At 60.4% G+C, this 15,370-nt stretch carries 8 protein-coding genes; 4 read left to right on the forward strand and 4 right to left on the reverse strand.

Annotated features, from left to right (window positions below):
• The first annotated feature begins 23 nt into the window (after positions 1 to 23).
• Positions 24 to 4,739 (forward strand): neuraminidase-like domain-containing protein, encoded by a 4,716-nt coding sequence (locus tag E3O56_RS06925; protein ID WP_248128031.1) that lies wholly within the window; start codon positions 24 to 26, stop codon positions 4,737 to 4,739.
• On the forward strand, positions 4,736 to 9,178 hold the full coding sequence (locus E3O56_RS06930; protein WP_248128032.1) for a SpvB/TcaC N-terminal domain-containing protein: 4,443 nt from the start codon (positions 4,736 to 4,738) through the stop codon (positions 9,176 to 9,178). Before E3O56_RS06925 ends, E3O56_RS06930 begins: the two co-directional genes overlap by 4 nt.
• A gap of 51 nt (positions 9,179 to 9,229) precedes the next feature.
• Here the strand turns inward: E3O56_RS06930 and E3O56_RS06935 are convergent, their stop codons facing one another.
• From E3O56_RS06935 to E3O56_RS06950, 4 genes are all read right to left on the reverse strand, one after another.
• Positions 9,230 to 12,124 carry an RHS repeat-associated core domain-containing protein gene (locus E3O56_RS06935; RefSeq protein ID WP_248128033.1) on the reverse strand — a complete coding sequence of 965 codons (2,895 nt, stop codon included), beginning with the start codon at positions 12,122 to 12,124 and terminating at the stop codon, positions 9,230 to 9,232.
• Positions 12,125 to 12,239: 115 nt separating this feature from the next.
• Positions 12,240 to 12,791, reverse strand: coding sequence for a cytochrome b (locus E3O56_RS06940; protein ID WP_103734959.1), 552 nt, complete (start codon positions 12,789 to 12,791; stop codon positions 12,240 to 12,242).
• A 151-nt stretch (positions 12,792 to 12,942) separates the two neighbouring features.
• Positions 12,943 to 13,488 (reverse strand): putative natural product biosynthesis protein, encoded by a 546-nt coding sequence (locus tag E3O56_RS06945; protein WP_248128034.1) that lies wholly within the window; start codon positions 13,486 to 13,488, stop codon positions 12,943 to 12,945.
• Between the two features lie 62 nt (positions 13,489 to 13,550).
• Positions 13,551 to 13,934 carry a DUF2946 domain-containing protein gene (locus E3O56_RS06950; RefSeq protein ID WP_005788904.1) on the reverse strand — a complete coding sequence of 128 codons (384 nt, stop codon included), beginning with the start codon at positions 13,932 to 13,934 and terminating at the stop codon, positions 13,551 to 13,553.
• A 180-nt stretch (positions 13,935 to 14,114) separates the two neighbouring features.
• On the opposite strand from E3O56_RS06950, the gene E3O56_RS06955 reads away from it, so the two are divergent.
• Positions 14,115 to 14,723 (forward strand): SCO family protein, encoded by a 609-nt coding sequence (locus E3O56_RS06955; protein ID WP_032880776.1) that lies wholly within the window; start codon positions 14,115 to 14,117, stop codon positions 14,721 to 14,723.
• Positions 14,723 to 15,205, forward strand: a complete 483-nt coding sequence (locus E3O56_RS06960; RefSeq protein WP_032880775.1) for a copper chaperone PCu(A)C — start codon at positions 14,723 to 14,725, stop codon at positions 15,203 to 15,205. Before E3O56_RS06955 ends, E3O56_RS06960 begins: the two co-directional genes overlap by 1 nt.
• The last annotated feature ends 165 nt before the right edge of the window (positions 15,206 to 15,370 follow it).

The following is a 15,370-nucleotide window of genomic DNA, read 5'->3' on the forward strand; positions in this document are numbered from 1 at the left end:
TGCGACCGGATCAAGGAACGACCATGTCTGCCCCCATCACCCAATACCTCAACGAACAGCTGCGCGACGCGATGCTGGCGTTCTACATGAACACCGTACTGCCCGAAGATCCCACCGTCCAGGCACTGCAACTGGCCGACACCTTCAAGCGCGTCGACGATGTCTACACCTACTGGCTGCTCGACCCCCAGGTCAGCCACGCGGTGCCCACTACTCGTATTACCAGCGCGATTGCCAGCCTTCAGCAGTACATCAACGCCATCTACCTGGGCCTGGAACCCGGCTACGAAAAAACAGGCATGAGCCATGCCCAGCAGACCGAATGGCGAGACACCTTGCTGACCTACTCGCTGTGGCGTGCCAACCAACAACTTCGCCAGTACCCGGCCAGTTACCTGAGCCCCACCCTGCGCCACGACAAGAGCGACAGTTTCAGACAACTGGAAGACGAGTTGAACCAGTTCCGGACCGAGCCGGCATCGCTATTGAAGGCTGTCCACGGTTACCTCAATCGCTTCGAAGAACTCGCCAATATCAGAACCCTCAATGGCTATATCGATGGCGACAAGGACAGCTTCGCCAGCAGCGCCTATTACTTCATTGGCAAATCCAGCTCTGAAAACACCTATTACTGGCGCACGCTGGCTATGTCTGAGCGCCCAGCCGAGGGCACCGCTCCCAACCCAACGGCCTGGTCGGGATGGAAAAAAATCCATCTGTCCATCGACGACAATGTTCCCGAACAGACGATCCGCCCAGTGGTGTTCAATGGCCGTCTTTTCCTGGTGTGGGCCCAATGTATCAATCCGATGTCCTCCACCAAAGACATCACCCCGTTTGGACGCGGCGACGTTGAATCCGACAAGGACTACCAGCAACGCCTGGATACCCGGATACAAAGTACCTACCTGCAGTTCCGGCTGTACTTCTCGTTCAAAAAGCTCGATGACAGCTGGAGCACGCCGCAACTGTGCATCCAGGAATACAACATCGCCAAAGACCTCGACGAGTTGAGTTCAGAGGACTTGATGAGTGCCACCCATACGATTGCCGTTGTAGACGCGAACACCCACGCACCGTCGCTGTTTCTGGGCCTCATCGCCCATCCGGACGCTCCAGCACCCGCGCAGAACAACGGTACCCATAGAAACTTTTACCAAGCCATTCGCGTGGACGAACACTTCAACACCCATTGGCTTGAGAGCATCGGTAGCACCCGCAAGACGCGCCTGTGGCTCGATGAGTCTCACCTGGAACTGGCGGGGCGCTACCTGGCCATGTTTGCACACCACAACCATGCCAGGTTTCAGTTCAGGGCTACGAAAACCGCGCAGGTAAACGTGGAGGCTTTAACCCATGACGCGCCTCATGGCGCTGTCAACGGCTGGAATTATGCAGGCCACCAGAACAAGATCCGTGCGCTGACGAGCGCCGATATCAAGTTCAATACCACGACCTCCATACTGGAGGTGACGACCAGGCTCGCAGAAGGCTTCGAGCCGCATCGCACCCTGATCTTCAACTACGACAACGACCTGGTCACGTTTACCCTGACCTTGAGTACAAACGGCGTGCCCCGGGCAAATGAAACACTGAAGTTGAGCGCCACCTCACAGATCCATCTCAAGAGCGCCGTGCTCATTGAAGTGTCCTCCGTGCAAATAGGGCTGAGCCTCAAATGCCAGAAAACCGGAGTCGAGCAGGCTGACTTTATTCGCAATCAAAGTAATGAACCGTTCAGTCTTGCCCTACCACCGAAAAAAAATGCCAGCCCCCCCACAGATTCCGTCACCCTGGACCTGGACGGGGCATACATTTCACGCGAAGCCTTCGAGTATTTTTCCAACGCCCCGGATTCTGCTTACCTCGTTTCGCTGACATTCCATGAAGATCACGGCTCGCCACCGGACCATAAGCACGACTTGTTCATCGGCACTGTCACGCTCTACCAAAAACAACGTCTGTACAGACCCGTACTGATGTATATGAAACAAGCCGATGCTGCTTTGCCGGAAACCCTGAACAGGAACAATACCGTGCTGGTCGGGCAGGCCGAACACTCGCGCCGCAACCTGCGCGATGCCTTCCCGGAACTGTCCATAAAGCATTTTTTTGACGTGCCGATCGAGTTCGCGCCGCAGACGATGAGACCTTATGGCGAGGACCCCGGCAATCCTCCCCCGACCTCATTGACCCTTATCCACGGCGTGTTGATACTGGAAAGCGATGTGCGCTATCCCTCGCCTACCATTCTGGGCTATGCGCTGAAAACTGCCACATTCACGCTCGGCACCCATAGCAATCCTCCTGTCATCCCGCTGGCCCCGCGCATTCGTCGTCTCACATCGGCGCCTTATGGCACGGCGGAGTTCATCGATTTCGACGGCAGCGCCATCGAGTACGGCGTTACGCCTAAGCACAAACGCGCGCCCATTCGTACCAATACCTGCGTCGCGAGCCTGCTGACAAAAACCGCAGGGGCTGATGTGCATCACCTGTTCTCCTTGCCAACGGACGCCTGGCGTGAGCCACCGCTGGCGGGCGAAAAGAATTACAGCCTGCTGGACTTCCAGGGTGCCCATGGCGCGTATTACTGGGAGCTGTTTCTTTACCTGCCCTGGTTGTTGGCGCACCGTTTGAACCTGGAACAGCAATATGCCGACGCCGAAGTCTGGATACGTTTTCTTTTCGATCCTGCTCACCAGTCTGCCCATTGGCGTCAGCCGATGCTGTTGGCCGACACTACGCCACAACCCAGCCAGACCTTGCTCTGCGCTCATCGACTGGCCAAAAGCAGCCCCGTGCATTTTCGCCAGGCGCTGTACCTGTTGTATGTCGATATCCTGCTTAATCGCGGTGACGCGGCCTACCGGGAAATGAGCCGCGACAGTCTGGCCGAGGCCAAGCTGTGGTACATCCGCGCTAAAGGATTGCTGGGGCTGCGCCCACCGCTCAATGCTGTTGATCCCTGGGTGACCACGACCCTGGACAAACTGCAAAGTCCCTCGTCACTTGGCATGACGCCGGTGCCTGCCGGCACAGCACGGCTGTGCCGATCCCTGAGCCCGGACCTGCTGATGCGCTGGGACAAGGTTGATGCGCGCCTGTACAACCTTCGCCATCACCTTGACCTGACCGGCAAGCCCATGAGCCTGCCGCTCTACGCCGCCACGCTGACACCCCAAACGTTGCTGGCCGCCTACCAGCAAGGCACCGGCGGCGCCGGCGTGCAGACAACCCTGCGCACTGCGCACGCCGGGCACTATCGCTTCCAGGTGGTACTGGGGCACGCGTTGCAGGCCGTCGATAACCTGATCCAGTTGGGAGTGACCTTGCTGTCACTGTGGGAGCGCAAGGAGCAGGCCCACTCTGTAGAATCCCAGCAACAACAGGCCTGGGAACTGGCAAGGTTAGCCGTCGAGCAACAAGCCCAGGCCGTGCAGGTCGATACCAGAAACAAGCATGCCTTGCTGGCCGGACGTCGCATCGTCGAGGCCCGGGTGGCCTTCTTCGAGCAGCAACTCAAGGTCGGCATCAGCCCGGCAGAAGCCCAGGCCACCCAGGCGTATCAGGACAGCGCACACTGGGAAACGGCAGCCGCGGTTGCTCAAGCCGGCGCGGGCCTGGCGATGCTGATACCGAATATTTTCGGCACCTCCAATGGCGGCGTGCGTTACGAAGGTGCCTTTCACGCGCTGCAAGCCATGTCCCAAGGCATGGCCAACGAACAGCGCGCCAACGCCGCCCACCTCGACCGCTCCGACCTGTTCGCCCGCCGCGCCGCCGAATGGGGCAATGCCCTGGAGCAGGCGCGCCTGGAACTGGCCCAGGTCGATGCACAACTGCTGGCTTACACCGAACAAGAGCAACATACCCGCCTGCAATTGCGCCTGGCCCAAACCTCGTTCACCCAGGCGCGAACCTTGTATGACCTACTGGGTAAACGCTTTACCAACGCTCAGCTCTATCAATGGCTCAACGGCCAGCTTTCGACGTTCTACTACCAGGCGTATGACGCCACCCTGTCCCTGTGCCTGGCCGCCGAGGCGTGCTGGCAAGAGGAGCGCGCGGAGTGGGACAAACACTTCATTCAAACCGGGCTCTGGGTTCGCCAATACCGTGGCCTCAGCGCCGGCGAAGCCCTTAAACAGAATTTGCTGAGCATGAGCAGTGCCTACGCCACCCAGAACGAACGCCTGCTGGAGATCACCAAAACCGTGTCGTTGCGTCAGCTTCACGACCAAGACGCTTCAGCCACAGGCGATAAACCCTGGGCAACGCTTAAAGCCGAACTGCTGACTAACGGTACGCTGAGCTTCGAACTGACCCGCAAGCTGTTCGACGACGATTACCCTGGCCACTACCTGCGACGGATCAAAAGCGTCAGTGTCTCACTGCCTGCCACCCTGGGGCCCTACGAAGACATCAAGGCCCTCCTGACCCAGACCGGCAATACCACGCAGCTTGCGCCCACCTCTGATAAACCCGAGGTTGCAGCAAAGAAAGACTGGCGCGCCAGGCAGGAAATCGCCCTGTCCAACGGGCTCAACGACAGCGGCCTGTTTACTTTGAACTTCGACGGTGACGAACGTTATCTGCCGTTCGAATACACCGGCGCCATTTCCACCTGGCAACTGAGCTTCCCCAACCATACGCGGCAAGGGGACCTGCTCAAATCCTTGACCGATATCATCGTGCACCTGCGTTACACCGCCAGGAACAGCGGAGGCCTGCGATGAGCATGCAGTCATCCGATTTTTTGCAGCCGGCAATCCCTGCCCTGCCCAAGGGCGGCGGTGCCATCCAGGGCCCTGGCGTCAGTTGGGGGCCTGTCGGCTCACGGGGCGAGGCGTGCCTGGACGTGCCTTTGCCGATTTCGCCCGGACGCGGTTTCGCCCCTGCGTTGAGCCTCGGGTATCGCAGCTCACAAGGCAATGGCCCGTTCGGACTCGGCTGGACACTGTCGGCGGGCGCGATCAGCCGTGATACACGCAAGGGTATCCCGGCCTACGGCGAAGATGACCGTTTCGTCAGCCCCCAAGGTGTCGAGCTGATCCCGGAGCGTGACGCCCAGGGCGAGATTCACGCCACAGCTTGCGACCAGTACAACGGCCTGTACCTGGGTGAAGCGCATCGGGTAGTGCGCTATGTACCCATCGTCGAGGGCAGGTTCGATCGGATCGAACATTGGTCATCCTCAAGTGATACTGCCGGGTTCTGGCTGGTACAGGGTGCGGACGGCTGCTTACATCTGTTCGGCAAAACCCTGATGGCTCGCTGCACAGACCCGGAGGACAGCCACCATGTGGCCCAATGGTTGTTGCAGGAAAGTCTCAATCCCCTGGGAGAGCAGATTTATTACCACTACAAGCCAGAAGACCAGCGCGCTCCAATCACCAGGGATTACCGTGCGCAGCGTTACCTGGCCAGGGTGTGCTACGGCAACCTGCGACACTGCGAACACTTGGCGCTTTGGAATACCGATGTGCTCGCCGAGAAACAATGGCACTTCGAGCTGCTGCTCGACTATGGCGAACGCCACATCGAGCTGAGCCAGGTGCCGACCTACGCCGAGCAACAGCCGTGGCTCTCGCGCAACGACCCGTTCTGCAATTACGCCTACGGTTTTGAACTCGGCACCCAGCGGCTTTGCCGGCAAGTCCTGATGTTTCATTACTTCCCGGATGAGCCGAGCATGGGCGCCAACCCGGTGCTGACCCGGCGACTGCTGCTGGAACACACCGACCGTCACGCCGCAGGCAGTTGCTTGAATGCCTTGCACAACCAGGCATATGACGCTCAGGGAACGACCAGCGCCTGGCCGCCCCTGGAACTGGCCTATAGCGCCTTCAAGCCGGTACTGGAACCCGCCCGCTACCAGCCGTTCGACGGCATGGCGGGTGTCAACGATGGGCAACACTATCAACTGGTGGACCTGCGCAACGACGGTCTGCCGGGCATCCTGCACCGTACCGACAAAAGTTGGTATTACCGCGAACCGCTCAGGGCTGCGCGTGCGACCGGCCTCGATGCGGTGACCTATGGGCCATGGCAGGCATTGCCACGCATTCCCGTCGCCGACACTGCCCAGGCCACCCGTCAGGCCCTGGCAGACCTTAATGGTGACGGGCACCTGGAATGGGTGGTGGCCCAACCGGGCATGAGCGGTTTTTTCACCCTCGATACGCAGCAACAATGGTCAAGTTTTACGCCGTTCGCGGCGATACCCCAGGAGTTTTTCCATCCCCACGGGCAATTCGCTGACCTGATGGGCAGCGGCCGCCTGGACCTTGCGTTGATCGGCAATCACAGCGTGCGTTTGTATGCCCATCATCAGGGCGAGGGGTATGGCGCCGGCCTCCAAGTGCCCTACGAGCACGCCGACGAGGGTCTGCCCACGCTCAGCCATACATCGACCGAACTGGTCGCCTTCTGCGACCCGTTGGGCAGCGGTCAACAGCACTTGGTGCGTATTCGCCATAATGAAATCAGATGCTGGCCAAACCTGGGCCGCGGACGCTTCGGCAAGGGGTTCGTGTTTGCGGCATTGCCGTTCGACTACGCCAGCTTCGACGCCGCCAATATCCGCCTGGCTGACCTCGATGGTTCAGGCGCGGTGGACCTGATTTACCTGCAGCCTGAACAACTGCTGATTCTCATGAACCGCGCCGGCAGCGGGCTGATGCCGCCCGTGACGTTGCCCTGGCCAGACGGCGTGCTCCACGACGCGACGTGTCAGGTCAGTTTCGCCGACCTTCAAGGCCTGGGCTGTTCCAGCCTGATCCTGAGCGTGCCGCACATCAAACCCCGGCATTGGCGCTTCGACTTTGTCCGCCGAAAACCTTATTTGTTGACGGCAACCCTCAACAACATGGGAGCGGCCACCCAACTGAGTTACCGCAGCAGTGCCCAGGAATGGCTCGACGAAAAACACCAGCGCCAGTCCTCGGGGAAAGCCTCAGTCAGCAGCCTGCCCTTCCCCGTGCCGGTGGTTCGGCTTCAGCGGCAAACAGACCAGGTCAGCGGCAATCGGCTGACCCAGTATTTTCGCTACCGTGAAGCCTGTCACGACAGCGTTGAGCGCCGGTTCATCGGCTTCGGCCTGGTGCTGGAAACCGATATGCCGCCGTCCGCCAATACCGCATCGGGGGTACTGACCAAACGCTGGTTCAATACACTTGAGCTTTCGCGAGAGGGGTTTTATGCAGGGGATCGGCATGCGCCTGTGGTGGGGCCGACCCTGCTGAGCCAGTTGGAGACCGGGCGCACTCTGGACACCCTGATTGCCAACCCGCAGGCATCGACCTGGCATCAAGTGCGGCGTGCGCTGGCCGGTAGCCTGTTGCGCGAGGAGGTCTACGCCGCCGCCGATCAACCGCCGAACGGCGTGCCCTACTCGGTGCAGCAGCAACGTTATCTGGTACGCCTTATAAGCCCGTCGCGAAAGGCTGGCGAACCGGCGACACTGCTGCCTTTGCTGCTGGAATCGATCACCTGTCACTACGAGCGCCAACAGGATGATCCGCGCTGTCGGCACCTGTTGAATCTGCGCTGGGACACCTACGCAAGCCTTGTGCACAGCGTGGTGGTCGATTATGCCCGCCGCAAGAGCGCCACTGACGCCGCGCCGTCCGGCCAACCCCATGAGCAGCAGTGGTGGCGTGCGGCGCACGACCCGGCACAACAGGCTTACTACCTCAACGAAACCCTCGCCCGCTTCATTCACCTGGACGCACCGCAACGCTGGCGCCTGCAACTGCCTTACCAGCAGCGCAGCAACGTACTGACGCTACCCAGGCAAGCATGGCCGCACGGGCAGATCGGCTATGAACAATTCGTCGCCGAGGACGCGTCCAACCCCTTGAGGCCGGGTGACCAGCGCCAACTCGGCGGGCTGTCGGTGCAGCACTATTGCCTGGCGGAGCACACCACGCCGTTACCGCCCGGAACCGCGAGTTTCCAGGCTTTGCCCGCTTACGTCGAAGTGGCTGAACTCGATGCGCCGGCATTGAGTGTCTATCAGGACCCACAGATCACCGCCACCTTGACCGAACAACATTATCGCCCGATGTCCGCGTTTCTCTCGGCGATTGCAGGGCAGGACGATGCAATGACACTTTGGTCGGTCGGCCGCGGCTATAACCGTTACGCGCAACCTGAAGGGTTCTACCGGCCTCGTCGCCACCAGGCCAGCATGAGCCACGCCGCGACGCAGACCGAATACGATGCCTACTGGCTACACGTGATCAAGGTTCAGTCAGCGGACGGCTGCTCGACCCAAGCCGACTACGACTACCGGAACGGTCTGCCGGTGATAGTCACCGACGCACAGCGCACCCGGCAGTACGCGCAATACGATGCCCGCGGACATCTGATTGCCACTGGCCTTGGGGGTGAGGAACAGGGCGCGCCTGTCGGCTATGACAACTGGCAATCCGTCACCCGCGCCCTCGACAGCGGCCCGACACAAGCGCTGGCCGATCCTGCCACGGCCCTTAACAATGCCCAGAGCGCCTGCTTTTATGACGTGTTCAGTTGGATGGGCCGCATCCCGCCTGCCAGTGTGCAGGGGCACTGGGTGAGCAGCGGTTACCTGCTGCCCAGCGGGCACATTCGGGCCTCAGCGCTGTCGCGCATCAACCACCTGCCCAGCCAGCAGCCCCATCATCAAACGCTCATAAGCCTGATCAAGACCGCCCGTCGAGTACCGGTGCACGCCGTGGTGCTGCATGACGACCACTGGCAGGGAACGCCAGGTGAGGCCGATCGGCAGATCCACGTAGCCCTCGCCTTCAGTGATGGTTTTGGTCGCGTGCGGCAAACCCAGGAGCAGGCACAATCAGGCCCCGCGTTTGAGGTCGACCACGCAGGGACATTAAGCGAGGGCGCCGATCAAGTCGAAGCCAGTCGCCGTTGGCGCATCAGTGGGCGCGTCGAATACGACAACCGAGGTGGCGTGGCGCGGACCTGGCGGCCTTACTTCGCCGACCGTGCCGGGTACATCGATGACGAGGCATTCAACGCCTCACGCCCCAGCGAGCGACAGGTGCATGATGCTCTGGGGCGCCCTGTAAGTGTGCTCAACGCCAATGGCGGCCTGCGGCGCCAAACGTATTGGGCCTGGTACACCGTAAGCGAGGACGAAAACGACACCGAGGAGGACAATCCTGCCGATTAGCAGCACTGAAGGCCGTTGCCGAGGCAGCGGCCTTCAAGACAAAAGAACGCGTCACCCTCGGTGTGGATTCATCACCCTGACAGCCCGATAGTGAAAGCCACTGACGTGCTGAATCAATAGCCGATACGCACCGCGACCGCGCTGGCCGCGATACCCCGGCAAATCAAAGCCTCGAATGTTATTTCCGTAAGCGTGCCCTCTTTCCATGGCCCATTCTCTGGATGCCAGCCTGTTGAGGACGTCCCTGATAATTCCCCCATCACGCCCACGCAACTCGTTCAGAATATTTGATTCGTCGATCACAAGGCGTTCCGGCGCTCGACCGGAAGAAGGCCCTGGGCGTTCAGCTGCCGTCACCTCTTCAACTGCGCCAGAACCTCGTCGCCCCGCACTTGCGGCTTTTGTCAGCGGGCGTACTTCGGTAGCTGTCAGCCCGGCTGCCGGCAGTGGGCCAACCCTTTCATGTCGCGGAGGGCGCAGCGTCATCGCTTCAAATCCCAGTCTTTTTAACTCCCGATTCGGGTTTTTGTGTGATTGGGCAGCTTTCAAAGCCGCGTGCTTGCCCTGACCGGGTCCGGTGTAGGCATAAATGCCACCGTAATCATCAGGTATCAATCCGTAGGCGTAGCTCCCACTGTCGGATTTGTTCACTCGGAACTGATGAAGAAAATCCGCAAACGCAGTGATCTCCTCCTCGCTGGGGTTGGCCCCTTGCAATATATTCCGGGCATTTTCCATGGCCAGTTCTCGATAAACTGCACTGCGCTCGTTTTCCCAGCTCCTGTCAGTTCTTGCCTGCTGGCGAACCCACAACGTTGCGCCCACAACTGCCATCATGAATCCCGCGATAGCTATCTGCGCGGCTTGGCTTGCGTCCAGGCCAATGGCTGGCCCAGCCAACACCGCCATGATAATGATGATGACCACTTCAACCAGAGGATTGCGCTGCAAGCCATTGTCATCCACGTAGCCGACAGGATTGTTCCCGACCATGGCGTACAGGTTCAACCCATCCACATCCCCCGCCGGGTCTGCACTTATCCACCGCATCAACCAGGGTGCGTAATACCTGAACCCGTAGTAATACAGGCCGCTGGCGTCGCGCTCCTTGCCCGAGTAACGCCGGTTTTTATAGCCTGCTTCAAGCGCACTCTTCGCGGCCCACCAGGCGGTCGCACCGAACGGGTAATAACTTTCCTGGCTCAGCAAGGCTGCCTTTTCGTCAAGCTCCAAGGTACTGCTGCCCAGGTGATCGCAGAGGCTGAAGCGCAGTTGCTCGTCCACCATGCCCTCGGGTCGCCCCTGTTGCCATTGCAACCCTCTGACCGCAGTGCGCCCGGCCTGAGCAAGCAGCACATTGCGCCATTCACCCGAGGTGCCTTGGCGATGCAGCTCCAGGCCCGGTAGATACAGCACTTCATGGGTATGGGTCTGTGAGCCGGTGTGTGCCACTCGGCGTTTGCTGACCCGCTGGCCGGCGCCGTCGTACACATAGACCTCATCGTCATGTTCGCCGCTGTCACGCAGCACTTGTGCAACACGAACCAATTGGTTGCGCACATTCCAGGTCAGCGCCTGCCCACGCGCCAGTTCCTTGAGGTTGCCGGCCTGATCAAAGCGATTGCCCAGGCCGGGCGCCGTCGCCCCCTCCCGCTCGATCACGCTGTGGTTACTGTGTTCACCTGCGCGCATGTGCTGGGTAAAGCCGCTGCCGGAGGAAGGAACATGGCGCATCTGCGTCAGGTTGCCGGCCGGGTCGTAGGCGTAGTGTCGGGTGTAGTTGCGCCAGAGATTGTCGTCCGTGGCCCCGAACGTGACCCTGCCCGGCAGCGCGGATGTGCCGGCGCTACGGGAGTTTTCCCGGCCAGTGGCCTTGATCAATCGTGACAGGCTGTCGTACTCGAACGTACTGACCGCCGCCACCTGAACGTTAGTCGCCCACCGCGTCGGCTGCGCAGCGTCGTGGATGCGCAGCACGTTGCCGACCCGGTCGTAGCGGTATGAAAGGTCTTGCAGGAGCCTACCCGGCGTGTTTTTGAGGTGGGCGCTCAAGCGCATCAAACGGCCATCGGCATCGGCGTACTCGGCCACGCTGACGACGCCATTGCCCGTGCGTTCGGCCAACACCTGCGCCGAGGCGTTGAAGGTGCGCTGATCCACCAAGGTCTTGCGCGCTCCGCTCTTGAAGACTATTTCGCTGTGGGTCAACAAGCCGTCTACGCCGTAACGCGATTGCTGACGATTGCCAAGGGCATCGACCTGTTCCAGCACCTGGCCCAGCGCGTCGTACCGCCAGGTGGTCGTGAATGCTTCAGCCTGCAAGTGTGCGTCGCGTTCACTCTCCGCCAGCGGCCAGTCGGACGCAGTGTATTGTGCGCGCAAACGCCGGGTTTGCACCGTGACGCTGCCCTGTACGTTGTAATGATCGAAGAACAGCGTACCGGCTGGATCATCGTGGCGGATCAAGCGGCCACAGCGATTACGTGCCGCCTCCCGAGACGTCATGCCGGCGTAGGTCATGCGCTCCACGCAGCGCTCTGCCGCTTCGTCTGCGGCACGCTCAAACACCGCCACGGGGCGTAGCAACTGATCGTACTCAAACCGCTGCCGGGCGCCACGGCTGTCCCATTGCTGCACGACCTGACCAGCGCTGCCAGGCAGCATGACCTGGCTACCGGCATCCACACTATCGGTGCTCAGGGGTAGCCCGGTGAGGCTATGGCGATGGGACAGATTGGGCGGCACAGCGTCGTCAAGGCCGTGCAGGTCAGATAGCCTGGGGTCCCATTGTTGTTGCAGGAAGCCCCGGGCGCCGAATACCTGGCGTGTGACATACTCCAGAGGTTGCTGTTGTAGCGTGTTGCGGTGGTAAGCCACGCTACGCACGGTCAACCCTCGCGGGTCGAAAACCGTCAGTGACGGGGTGTTTTGGTGCAAGGAAGGCATAAGCGGATAAACCTGAAAACCAATGGTTCACAAAGCCTAGTCATCCGCTCGAAGGTCGCATGGCAGCGCACCACGCTGTGAAGCGTGCGGGCCTTCCGAATCTCTCGTCAGCGCTTCAAGCCCGACGACTGAACATGCGTCGCAATACCTGAGGCTCGCCTCGCAGCGAATGCACAAGCACCGCGCCGATATGCCCGACAATCAATACCAGCATCGTCCACCCCAGTTCGCTGTGGAAGTCGCGGCCCAGATCAATCATCCACTGCACCTTTTCGCCTTCCAGGCCCTCCATGATCGTCAGGCCAAACGCCGAAAATTCGCGACCGGAGCCGTACTGGCGCAGCAGCCCGATCACGGGGATCAGCAACATCAGCGCATACAGCGCGCCATGCCCGATCGATGACCAGCGGTTCACGCTTGGAGGACGACGGTGCCGGTGCAACAGGTTCCAGCTGGCCCGCAGTATCAGCAGCACCAGCAATAACAACCCTGTGGGCTTGTGATAGGGCCACAGCAGTTTGTCCACCGTAGAGTCGGAAGCCAGGTAGTGGGCCACCGCCGTGCAATAGATCCAGGTGAAAACCAGGGCCATCAACCAGTGCAGCGCCCGACTGACAACATCGTAGTGATCACTGGGCAAAGGGGTTGTCTCGAACATCTTCTTCATCGCAGCCTCTTGTGTTTTTGGCGTCGAACGTGAACATCGCACTCTTGCGGGTAAAAAAATACCGTTCCCATCAGCAGTATGAAAAAACAGTTTCATCCTACAAAAAGTTCGCGCTTCTTACGTCGCCTCACGTCATAGTTCGACCAGCACTTCAAGGCACCGGTTGCCAGCCGCTGAAGCCGGCCTGGCGGGTCAACGGGCACCAGGCAAAATCCCCTGCCGGGGCAGGCAACACCTGGCGTTCGATATCAACCAGCGGCCTGCCCTTCCAATCGACAACCCGTGTGTCTTGCCAGGCCAGAACCACGCCCTGGGCCGGGCTTTGATCGGTCGTCACCCAGCACGCCGCCGCGGCAGCCATAAAGGTTTCTATCGGCTCGTTATCTATTTGCGCACGGTACATCGAGCCCAGCAGCCAGCGGCAGACGTTCAGATGGTAGGTCCAATCCAACGGCGGCTGATTGCGATAGGCCCAGGTCATAAAGCTGCGGAACAGGTTCAGCCCCTCCGGCGGGTCAAGCTTGAGCAATGCCGGGCAGATATCGAACAAAGTGTGCCAATGGGGTAACAGGCGTGCATCCAGGTGCACAAAGCAACGGGCATTACTCGGGTAGTCGGGCAGCGCGGGCTCCGCGCACAGGCGACGGGACGCCTTGCTGACCAGGCGGCTGGCGCCTGCAGGCAATAGTTGATTCATGGATAGCACCCATAATCGTGACGGCAGAATGCCCCCTGGTCTCAGGAGGCCCAAGGCATACGTCAGAATGCAGGGGAAGCGCGGGGGTTGGCCGAGGGCCAGGAGTAACGCGGCGGCGCCTTGTTGCGCCGCTCATGGCCCGGGCGCGGGGTTTGCCCGAGGCCAAGCAGCCAGGCCAGGCCGATCAGGAATACGATAGCGACGGTAATGGCGTTGCAGACCGGGCAGGCAAAGTAGTTCGAGATGTTACTGGAACTCGGGTCAGCCAACCCTTTATCGGAAATTGGCAACTGGCCACCTTCCACCGAACAGAACAGCCCACCGATGCCATTGAGCTGCTGGCCCATCATCTGACCGTGCCCCAAACCGCAGGCGAACAGGTTCATCAGCACGCAGAAGTACAGGGCCCAGGCGATCAGCGAACGGTCAGAGTGGCGCAATTTCATGGCGGCGACTCTACCACTGAAGCCGCAAAAGGATGAAGTACGGTGCGCCCCTGTGGCAGAACGTCGCAGATTACGCAGGGTGGCCAGGGTTGATAGACTCTGCACCCTTCTCGTTACTCCTTTTCCAAGCCTGATCGGCCGCTTCACAGCCCTGCAGGCGTTTCACAGGATGCACAGTTGATGAGTACGTTATTCACCCGCCGCAAAGTGCTGACCGGCATGGGCCTGTTGGGCCTGGGCAGCCTGCTGGGCGGCTGTGACTACAGCCCCAAACTGAACTTCAAGTACGGCAAGGACCTCAGTGACAAGATCATGGGCCGTACCTTCAAGCTCAAGAACACCGCCGGCGAAACCGTCACCCTGAGCTCGTACCGTGGCCTGATGCCCGTGGTGTTCTTCGGTTTCACCCAATGCCCAGCGGTCTGCCCGACCGCCCTGGCACGCGCCGCCCAGGCCAAGAAGCTGATGGGCCGCGACGGCAAGATCATGCAGGTGGTGTTCATCACCCTGGACCCGGAACGCGACACCCCCGAGATTCTCGACAAGTACGTCAAGGCCTTCGACCCCAGCTTCGAAGCCCTCTACGGCACCCCGGAAGAAATCGCCGTGGCCGCCAAGGAGTTCGGGATCTTTTATGAAAAGATCCCCGCCGGCGACACCTACACCTTGTCCCACACCGCCACCAGCTTCGTGTTCGACACCCGTGGCAACCTGCGCCTTGGCTTGCAGGCATCCCTTACCGCTCAAGAGTGCGCAGAAGACCTGCTCACCGTCATGGAGGTCTGCTAATGACTACCGCTCAATCCCTGAAACGCTTTGCCTTCGGCCTTACCCTGCTCGGCCTCGCCGCCCACGCCAGCGCCCAGGTGCAAGTGACCGACGCCTGGGTACGCGCCTCCGTACCGGGCCAGCCGTCCAGCGGTGCCTTCATGACCCTCACCGCCGACAGCGACAGCCAACTGCTCAGCGTGGCCTCGCCGGTGGCCAAGGACGTGCAGATCCATGAGATGAGCATGAAGGACGACGTGATGCGCATGGGCCCGGTTGACTCGGTGGCCCTGCCGGCGGGTAAAGCCGTCAAGCTCGACCCCAACGGCTATCACGTCATGCTGATGGGCCTGACCGGCCAGATCAAGGAAGGCGACCAGGTGCCGCTGACCCTTACGGTGAAGGATGCCAAGGGTGAAAAGCAGACCGTTGAGGTGAAGGCCAATGCCCGTGGCCTGGACGGCATGGATCACAGCCAGATGGACCATAGCAAGATGCATTGATTGCCCTGTGTAGGCGGTCCTGTGGGAGGGGGCTTGCTCCCGATGGCGGCCTCAGGGCCGACCAGGATGTTGGATCAGGCCGAGTACATATCCGTTATTTAGGTAACGGCTGATATTGGTTCCGCTTTTACAGCGGGTCACTTTCGAAAAGCGCGAAAGTAACCA

Origin of the sequence: Pseudomonas sp. W2Aug9, from assembly GCF_023127755.1 — a bacterium.
GTDB lineage: Bacteria > Pseudomonadota > Gammaproteobacteria > Pseudomonadales > Pseudomonadaceae > Aquipseudomonas > Aquipseudomonas synxantha_A.